This is a genomic window from Ruegeria sp. CJ9, assembly GCF_056536625.1.
On sequence record NZ_JBQFPY010000011.1, the window covers coordinates 118,622 to 126,915 of the forward strand.

Sequence of the window (8,294 nt, forward strand, 5' to 3'; positions counted from 1 at the left end):
AAGCTGTTGGATCGCCAGCACACAAAAGAGATTGACCGTGTCTTAAGCGGGTTCGATACAGGGAGAGACCGGCTTGTCGCGGACAGCTGGCAGCGCTGTGTTGAAACCTATGGTATGGATCCCTCACGGCAGGAACCCGCGCATATCCTGCCTGACACCAAATTCCGTGAACATCTGGAGCAATCCGAACGTCTGATCGCAACAGCGCGCTCGGGGCTGCAATCGTTGTTTGCGCAGGTTGCAGGGCAGAACTACGTCCTGCTGCTTGCGGATGCGGATGGCGTCTGCGTCGATTTCTTTGGCGACCGGAACTTTGAGGACGAACTCAGAACTGCCGGTCTTCATCTGGGGTTCAAGTGGACGGAAGAGTTGGCGGGAACGAACGGGGTAGGGTCGTGCATCGTTACAGGTCAGCCGGTGACGATCCATCAGGGGGATCATTTTTCGATCACGCATACGCCGCTGTCTTGTACGGCAGCGCCTATTTTCGATACCAAAGGTGGTCTTGCGGCTGTTCTGGATGTTTCGTTGTTGCGTGGCCCTTCGCCTAAGGCGTCGCAGAATCTGGCCATGACATTGGTGACGAATTCCGCCCGTCGCGTCGAGATGGCAAACCTGATGGCATCGACCCGGCGCGATTGGGTCCTGCGCTTTTCAGCAAGCCCCGAATTTCTTGAGGTCGATCCTGAAGCGGCGGTTGCAGTGGACGGAAGCGGCAAGATCATTGGTATGACCTCGGGGGCTCGACGCGCACTGGACCCGGACGGTTCGGGCCACCTGATCGGGTCGCAATTGCAGGACTGGCTTGAAATCAGTGTTGATGACATGCCGGAGTTCATGCGCGGCAGACCGTCCGAAGACCGCGTTCTACACCTCAAGGACGGGCGCGCGCTCTATGGTCATGCCGTTGCGCCACAGACGTCGCAGATGACGGCGGCCCTGCGCAAGCGAGAACAGGTTCTGCCCGGAGCCCTTGGCAGTTTTGCCGGGCCGGATGCGGACCTTCAGCAGCTTTTGAACAATGCTGCGCGTCTTGCACCGACCAGCCTGCCGCTTTTGCTGACCGGTGAAAGCGGCACGGGCAAGACCAAACTGGCGCGTGCGATCCACATGGCCGATCCTGCGAGACAGGATTTCCACACAGTGATCTGCTGCGATACCGAGACATTCGATTTCTGCCAAACCATCGACCCCGGCACACTGTTCCTGCGCGGTGTTGAAGACCTGAGCGAGCCTGCACAGGCCTCTCTTTTAGCAGTGCTTGAGCGGCGGGCTGATCTGAGGATCATTGCCTCATGTCGGCAGCCCCCGGCGGGATTGCAGGGCGGTCTGCGTGAAGATCTGCTGCACAGGATTGCGGGGGCCACATTTTCTCTGCCGCCTTTGCGTCACCGAGCGGATCTGGATTGGCTAATTGATCGCCTGCTTCGACGGTTTGCAAGCCATGATATTCACCTGTCGACAGTCGCGCGCGCCGATCTGAAATCACGACTATGGAGCGGCAATATTCGTGAACTGGAACATTTGCTGCACAGCGCGGTCGCCCTGTGTCAGGACAACATCATCGACTTGACGGATTTGCCAGCCCCGGCGCTCGCCCCTGCGCAAAAGCCGGACTCAGATGATTTGGAAGCACTGCTGCGTGCTTGCGATTGGAACATGTCTCAAGTGGCGCGACGCCTTGGCGTGAACCGGTCGACAATCCTGCGCCGTGTGCGAAAGGCCGGGCTTATTCCACCTGCATAAACCACATGCCTTCGTGTTGCGCCCTTGTTGCGCGCGCAACAAGTCTTGGTGTTTTTGGCCTAGGTCAAGCGTTGAGCCGCCAAATCGACTTGCCCGAAGGGACGCGGATTTGCCAGCCTTTTGCTCCGTGGAGATAGGGAGGATGACATGCTCGACACAACACTCTCGGATCAGGTGCAGGGGTTCCTGGATGACTTCGGTGCGGCTTTGTCCCAAGGCGATATCGATGCTGCCTGCGATATGTTCCAGGACGATTGCTATTGGCGCGATCTGGTCAGCTTTACCTGGAATATTAAAACGGTCGAAGGCAAGGCGCAGGTGGCAGATATGCTCGCGCATCAGTTGGCCACAACCAAGCCGAGCGGTTGGAAAATAGCCGAAGGTGAAGTGCCCACTGAAGACGGCGGAATAACCACCGCATGGATCGAGTTCGAAACCGAAGTGGCACGCGGCTATGGGTTAATCCGCCTCAAGGATGGCAAGATATGGACCTTGCTGACCACGATGGTCGAGCTGAAAGGTCATGAAGAGCCCAAAGGATTCAACCGCCCACTTGGGGCCAAGCATGGTGCGGGTAAACACAGGACCACATGGGCGGAAGAACGGGCCCAAGAAGAGGCTGAACTGGGCTACAAAACACAGCCCTACTGCGTCATCATCGGCGGTGGTCAGGGTGGGATCGCCATGGGTGCGCGGCTGCGACAGCTCGGCGTCCCGACGATCATCGTTGAACGGAATGACCGGCCTGGCGACAGTTGGCGCAATCGCTACAAATCCCTCTGCCTGCATGATCCGGTCTGGTATGACCATCTGCCTTATATCAAGTTCCCGGAAAACTGGCCCGTGTTCTCGCCCAAGGACAAGATCGGCGACTGGCTTGAGATGTACACCAAAGTGATGGAGCTGAATTATTGGACGCGCACGACGGCCAAATCCGCCACCTTCGATGAAGACAAGGGCGAATGGACCATCACGGTGGACCGGGATGGCGAAGAGGTGGTGTTGCGGCCCAAGCAGCTGATCATGGCGACGGGTATGTCCGGCAAGAAACGCATGCCTGATTTTCCGGGTATGGATGTTTTCAAGGGTGAGCAGGCACATTCCTCGGAACACGACGGGCCGGCCAGATGGGCAGGCAAGAAGGTTGTCGTGGTGGGGTCCAACAACTCGGCCCATGACATCTGCGCCGCGCTTTGGGAAAACGATGCCGATGTGACCATGGTGCAGCGGTCCTCAACCCATATTGTCCGCTCGGACACCCTCATGGAAATCGGACTGGGCGATCTTTATTCTGAACGTGCGGTGCGGTCTGGCATGACGACCGAAAAGGCCGATCTGATCTTTGCATCACTGCCTTATCGCATACTGCATGAATTCCAGATTCCGGCCTATGCCGCGATGAAAGAGCAGGACAAAGAGTTTTATGACGGTCTGGAAAAGGCCGGGTTCTGGCTGGATTGGGGCGATGACGAAAGCGGGCTGTTCATGAAATACCTGCGCCGCGGATCAGGCTATTACATCGATATTGGGGCCAGCCAGTTGATCATTGATGGTGAGATCAAGCTGAAACGCGGTCAGGTCACTGCGCTTGATGAAACCGGAGTCATCCTTGATGACAGAACGCATCTGGATGCCGATCTGGTGGTCTATGCGACCGGGTATAATTCGATGAACGGCTGGGTTGCTGACCTGATGGGTCAGGATATGGCGGATCGGCTTGGGAAATGTTGGGGTCTGGGCTCTGACACAACCAAGGACCCGGGGCCTTGGGAAGGCGAGCAACGCAATATGTGGAAGCCGACACAGCTTCCAAACCTCTGGATGCATGGTGGAAACCTGCATCAGTCCCGACATTATTCACAGTTCCTGTCGCTGCAAATAAAGGCCCGGATGGAGGGTGTACCAACGCCGGTCTACGGCATGCAAGAAGTGCATCACCTCAGTTAAAGCATGTGCCGCGACCGAGAAGCAGACTTTGCAAATTCGTACGGATGGCCCAAAAAGTACTATGATTTGGTAAGTCATTTACGCCGCGTTTCTGAGATATTTCTCCCAAGTGCTCCATCCACGGGCTGCGTTCTGCTTTTAGGCAACACAATATGTCTGTTTGCAAGATCGCACGTTGGATGAAGGCTTTTGAAAACTTGTTTCAATTGCCTGGAGAGTCGATTGTGTCCAACATTCATGCGACCAAAGGATTGAATGCAATGCTCTGCAGGATTGGTGATGTTGAGGTTTGGCGAATTCTTGAAATTCATGCCCCGTTCATGAAGCCAGAAGAGTTGTTTCCAAACGCCGGACCAGATGTCAAAGCCACTATTGAAAGCCTTGTTCCAGGCAGCATCGACCACAACTCGGGACGACTAATTTTACCCATACAAGGTTTCCTTCTGAAAACGCCTTCACATAACATTTTGGTGGATAGCTGTGTCGGCAATGATAAGACCAATCTAAATCACCAAGCTTGGCACCAACGATCAGACGACCGGTTTATAACAGCATTGAAAGCGGCTGACCTCGGCACCGACGAAATTGACTACGTGCTGTGCACCCATCTTCACGTAGACCATATCGGTTGGAATACGCAGCTAAAAGATGGTCGTTGGGTGCCTACGTTTCCAAACGCACGCTACCTTTTGCCCAAAGACGATGAAGAAACTCAGCGTTTGCAGAACAGTATTACCTACGTCGAAAGCGTCTTACCTGTAGTGGAAGCTGGTCAGGTGGAACTGGTGGAGGCAGGGCACAAGTTGGGCGACCATGTGACTTTGTTCCCAACGCCAGGACATACGCCGGGCCATGTTTCTGTACTCGTGAAGAGCAGGGGCGATGAGGCGTTGATTACTGGCGATGCGCTTCATACGACCGCGCAATGTAAACATCCCGACTGGCATTTCAAATTCGATTCTGACGCCGAATTGGCTGTGAAGTCGCGTAGATTGCTGCTTGAGCATTGCTCGGAAACCAGTTGCTTGGTCTTGGGCTCTCACTTCGCGTTGCCCTCAATAGGGCATGTGAAAGCCGATAAAGACAGTTTTCGTTGGGACGAATGAGATTTGGCGTCCCGTAGTCGATGATGCCAGAAAGCAGAGATATTCATTAACGAGCCCTGAGCGAACAATGTCCCTGCCGGTTGGAGTGAGGAGCCGCATCAACTATCGTCGAACGTATGTCAAACAAGGGGCAACAGTTGCAACGAAGGTTGGCGGCAATTCTAGCCGCTGATGTCGTTGGGTATTCGGCGCTTATGCACAAAGACGAGCAAGCCACAATTCTAATGCTTGATCACCTGGAAAGCGACATCGTCACCCCAACGATAGCAGGCCAATCAGGTCGTGTCGTAAAGAGCATGGGCGATGGTTGGCTAGTGCAATTTGACAGCGCGGCGCAAGCTGTAACCGCAGCAATGCAGCTACAAGAACAGTTGGCTGAACACTCGTTAATGAACATGCGGATTGGTGTTCATGTGGGCGACATCACTGAAAAAGGTGACGACATCTTAGGTGACGGTGTAAACATTGCGGCACGGCTTGAGAGCATTGCGCCAACCGGTGGCATCGCAATTTCTGAACCCGTACATTTGAACCTTGAACACACTCTGGCAGACGCTTTCAAAGCAGTTGGGAAAAAGAAGCTCAAGAACATCCAGCGCAGCCTGGATGTGTGGATTCACGATGGACCGCAACTTGGCGCATCGCAAAGCTCGCATTCTTTCACAGAGACGAGCTTGCCAAAGCTATCCATTCATCCTGTCACGTGCAGCGACCAACGAACCGAATTAAAGGAAACGGCCGCAGCTCTTACTTCAGATTTCGGTTCTTATTTTCAAACGATCAACTGGTTAAACGCGGCAATAACATCCACGGAAGCATCCGAGGGATATGCACTTCGCGGCGTGCTGCGTGGACACGGCGACCGATTGCGTCTGGAAGCCCGCTTAAATGACTCTTCTGGTCCTGAAATCTGGACTCAGAAGTTCGACGGTTCGGTCGATGCTATCTTTGATTGGCAGGACGAAGTTGTAGAAAAGCTGTTGGATGCGGTTAGCGGAATCTTGATCCAGTCGCTGACCGCAAAGCTCTCCGCTTTGCCTGAAGACGAACTGACTGCCGAACAGTGCGTCTTGATGGGCATGATCACATGGTCGGAGGCCAGCATCGACAGCTATGAAGAGACGTTGTCGTACCACGCCAGGGCCATCGAAGCCAAACCAACCCTAGCTGCCGCCTATGCCGAAGCTATTTGGACAATGAATGGCGCGAGAACCTATGATCTTCGACGCGAACTGTCATCTTATTACGAGAAACTACCACACTGGATTGAGGCCGGTCGACACATGGCAGGTCAAAGCCCAACGCTTGATCTGAGTGTTGCCGTGGCGGATTATAATGTGGACGGGGATGCTGATCGACTTTCCGTGGCGCTTGAGCAAATCAGGCAACGAGCGCCATTAGATGCCCGCCTGCATTTGTTTATGGGTTGGGGATACAACTGGGCCGGGTTTCCTAAAATGGCATTAAGCTGTTTTCAGACGGCGCTTCGGTTGGGCCGATATGGAGCCGTTTTCGTAGGTGCTTCTGGAGGTGCTGCCACCTCTTGCGTTATGCTTGGTCGAGACCGCAATGCCATCGGCTACGCTGAGGCAGGTTTGCGCTTCTCAAAAAACTATGCCGCACTTCACAGCACGAGGGCTGCTGCACACGCAATGCTTGGGGAACCTGAAGAAGCGTCTGCTGCTTTGGCGCAAATGCTGCAAATGGAACCTGGTGAGACGATTTCGAAGTGGCGTAGCAACGTGGACTATGGTGGCTCTGAAGGCGCTGAACGCTACTTTGAGGCACTTCGCCGGGCAGGGTTGCCAGAATAGCGGTGCCGGAACCAAGTTGCCCTGGCAAAACCGGCAGCTTGATCGCGCATATTAGTGCCTGCAAAGCTCGAATTTGAAGGGCCGCTTTGGGCTGGGATGCCAACAAACTGACTGGTACATCGAATTCACAATTTGTGGCACCGATCTAGCAGTCAAGGTTTCCCTTAAACCGGTGGCGGCGCATTGGGGAAACAGGTCCAACGCGCCTCATTCGCTTTGGATAACTGGTCTCAGGTCTGCGACGGCACCGGGTCTTGGGTTCGGATGCAATCCCAAAGAAAATAGCGTCGAGCGAGCCGGGTAGCTGACTAATGCGACGTGACATAGCTGGTTCCTTTTTTTGTTTATGCGCCGAGCTTGGCTGGTCTGAAGGAACTGGGCCACAGACGCGATCCGCCTGAACCCGTAAGTCATCCGTAAGTCACTTGGGCAATCACCTATTGTCAGGCATATTGATAAGCAGCGGCACGACTATTTCGGAGACAACATGACCGCCCCTTCGTCCATCTTCGCCGACAAACTTCGAAGCCATCGAGCTCGCAACGGTAAGGATGGTCGAATGTCACAGGAACAATTGGCTGCTTTGCTGGGATTAAGTGTAGATGCGGTTAGCAAATATGAGCGTTCGCTGTCTTACATCCGAGGTGATCTGGAGCACCTTTTGATAGAAAAGCTCGGATGGACGCGGGATGAAGTTGTGGCTTGCCGTGAGGATTGGGAAAGCCGTTCAATTGGAAAGCAGGCCTCCTACCGGGTTCTTCGCGAACACGAAGTGGCGTTGGAATACGGATCTATCGAGTTTGCCGATGCCGCCGTTCAGGCCTTGGAGTTGGCAAGCGCTCATGAGTTTCCCGACGGGTTCTCCGCCTGCGATCCCATCTGGGCGGAGATTCTAAAGGATGGGGCGATGTCTGGCGTTTATGTCATGATTGGAGATGAATTAGCCGCTCATATCTCGCTCATTTTCCTGGATGAAGATTTGGAAGCTAGGTTCCGCGAGCGCCGAATGGTTGAAGCTGAATTCAGTCTGGGAGCCCTCCGACGCCCGGTTCTTCCTGGCGATTATTTTGGCTATTGCGCCGGTGTCTACATCGCGCAAAGGCATCAAAAATCTGCGCTTCATCTGCTAAATGGGTTTGTAAAAGTACTGGAAGATCTCGTGGAAAGGGAAGTTTATTTAAAAGACCTAGCTGCCATCGCTGCAAGTCCAATAGGGCATCAACTCTGCAAGGATCTGAATTTCCAATTCATCGGGCCACACTTTAACGCCGCAGGCCTCGAATTCTGGTGTCTCGCCGGGGAAAGCATACCCAATTCTCTCTTTGCTCGACGCAGCCCAGTGCTCAAGAAAGCTTATGCCGACCGTTTCAAAAAAACTTAAATTCGGTCTGGCAATTGGTCATATGCAAATGACGTCCAGCCCAAAGGTTCAATTGTGGGCGATACATAGAACTGTATTTTGGGCAGCGCTACGTCGGTGAAGTTAAGAGTCGAATGTCCGGTTCGAGCTGACAGCTATCTTAGTCGATACTGTGCCTGATCCGAATTTTCGATTTACGTATCAAAGCGCTAGGGTCAGGACCCATTGATTTCCGCTTGGCTGCGTGATTCACGGTTCGAAAATCGAGCGGTGACCATGTCTGATCTTTTCTGGCTGACGGATGCGCAGATGGCGCGTCTT

The 8,294-nt window shown here is 53.9% G+C and carries 5 protein-coding genes; all 5 read left to right on the top strand.

The genetic code is table 11. From position 1 onward, the window contains the following. Positions 1-3: 3 nt before the first annotated feature. The 5 genes from ACR0AJ_RS19065 (at position 4) to ACR0AJ_RS19085 (ending at position 7,994) form a co-directional block, all read left to right on the top strand. On the top strand, positions 4-1,746 hold the full coding sequence (locus tag ACR0AJ_RS19065) for a sigma-54-dependent Fis family transcriptional regulator (RefSeq protein WP_170361994.1): 1,743 nt from the start codon (positions 4-6) through the stop codon (positions 1,744-1,746). A gap of 147 nt (positions 1,747-1,893) precedes the next feature. Then, a complete protein-coding gene (locus ACR0AJ_RS19070) occupies positions 1,894-3,693 on the top strand; it encodes an NAD(P)-binding domain-containing protein (protein WP_480741616.1) in 1,800 nt (599 codons plus the stop codon). A 179-nt stretch (positions 3,694-3,872) separates the two neighbouring features. Beyond that, the gene (locus ACR0AJ_RS19075) at positions 3,873-4,799 is read left to right on the top strand and encodes an MBL fold metallo-hydrolase (RefSeq protein WP_480741617.1); all 927 of its coding nucleotides are present in this window, start codon (positions 3,873-3,875) and stop codon (positions 4,797-4,799) included. A gap of 116 nt (positions 4,800-4,915) precedes the next feature. Further along, positions 4,916-6,613: an adenylate/guanylate cyclase domain-containing protein gene (locus ACR0AJ_RS19080; RefSeq protein WP_480741619.1), complete on the top strand. Its 1,698-nt coding sequence runs from the start codon at positions 4,916-4,918 to the stop codon at positions 6,611-6,613. Between the two features lie 559 nt (positions 6,614-7,172). After that, the gene (locus ACR0AJ_RS19085) at positions 7,173-7,994 is read left to right on the top strand and encodes a helix-turn-helix domain-containing protein (protein WP_480741621.1); all 822 of its coding nucleotides are present in this window, start codon (positions 7,173-7,175) and stop codon (positions 7,992-7,994) included. Positions 7,995-8,294: the final 300 nt, after the last annotated feature.